Origin of the sequence: Scopulibacillus daqui (genome assembly GCF_016908855.1) — a bacterium.
GTDB classification, from domain to species: Bacteria; Bacillota; Bacilli; order Bacillales; family Sporolactobacillaceae; genus Scopulibacillus_A; species Scopulibacillus_A daqui.
Genome location: NZ_JAFBER010000052.1, coordinates 1 through 1,474, shown reverse-complemented (window position 1 = coordinate 1,474; position 1,474 = coordinate 1). Strand labels below are relative to the sequence as shown.

Here is a 1,474-nt window from a genome sequence, read left to right as displayed (position 1 = left end):
TAATATGGTACCTGTAGTTAGGACACTTGAAAAAGAGTGTTTTATCTACAGGTATTTTCTTATATACTTGAATTTCAACATAGATACGGGGATTAGGGGATAAAAATGACTAAGATAACATTTTCAACCAAAGAGATAAAAACACTTCAAAGGAATCCAAATGTACAACGTGTTAGCGAGCGAGCTATTACATATACGGAATCCTTTAAAAATAGATTTATAGATGAGTATTTGATGGGCAAACTCCCTCGACAAATCTTTATAGAAAACGGCTTCGATGTCGACATTATAGGAATGAAGCGAATTGAACAATCAGCTTATAGGTGGAAGAAAGCCTATGAAAGGAATGGGTTAATCGGGCTGACCGATTCGAGGAAAACGAGCTCTGGGAGACCATTGAAACGCGAGCTTACGCCGGCCGAAGTGATTGAAAGGCAGGAAGCAAAAATCAAACTGCTGGAGGGACAGGTGGAGCTATTAAAAAAGCTAGAAACAACAGAAAGGAGGCTGTTAAACGCAAGCAAAAATCTAAACACGAGTAAAATATATCAGTTGATATTTGAGACCATTGAACAAAATCAATTTAAGCGAATGACTAAGTATTTTTGTGATCTTTTAAAGGTCTCCCGTTCTGGGTATTATAGCTACCTGAAGTTATCCGCTGACCGGGAAGCAAGAGAGCAGTTGGACTTAGCAGCGAAAGAAACCATATTAAAGGCGTTTAATCGTCGAGGATATAAGAAAGGGTCACGTTCCATAAAAATGATATTGGAGAATGAATATAACGTGACCTTTAGTCGTAAAAAGATACAAAGAATTATGAGGAAGTATGGCATTGTCTGCCCTCATAGAAGACCAAACCCTTATAAAAGGATCGCTAAAGCAACGAAAGAGCATCAGGTTGTTCCAAATAAGTTAAACAGGGAATTTAAGCAAGGCATTCCAAGAAAAGTGTTATTAACGGACATCACTTATTTGCCATATAACGGTAAAAATATGGCTTATTTGTCAACCATAAAAGATGCATCCACTAACGAAATCTTAGCTTACCATGTTTCTGATCGTATCACTCTAGACATCGCAACTAAGACGATCCAAAAATTAATCAACAACAAGAAAGTTACTCTACATAAAGATGCCTTTATCCACTCGGACCAAGGAAGCCATTACACGAGCCCAAGATTTCAAAAGTTATTAAAAAAATATGGTCTAGGCCAATCCATGTCTCGGAGAGGGAACTGTTGGGACAATGCCCCTCAAGAGTCATTCTTTGGTCATTTAAAAGATGAAGTGGATTATCAATCCGTTAAAACATTAAAAGAATTAAAGACCAAAATAAATCATTATATGGTTTATTATAACAATTATCGATATCAGTGGAACCTAAATAAGATGACCCCTATTCAATATAGGAATCATCTTCTAGGTGCTTAATCTCTTTTTTTATTGTGTCCTTGACATAGGTGCCAGTTTA

At 36.7% G+C, this 1,474-nt stretch carries 1 protein-coding gene; it reads left to right on the top strand.

The features are described from left to right. The first annotated feature begins 105 nt into the window (after positions 1-105). Positions 106-1,434: an IS3 family transposase gene (locus JOD45_RS16375; protein ID WP_205004931.1), complete on the top strand. Its 1,329-nt coding sequence runs from the start codon at positions 106-108 to the stop codon at positions 1,432-1,434. The last annotated feature ends 40 nt before the right edge of the window (positions 1,435-1,474 follow it).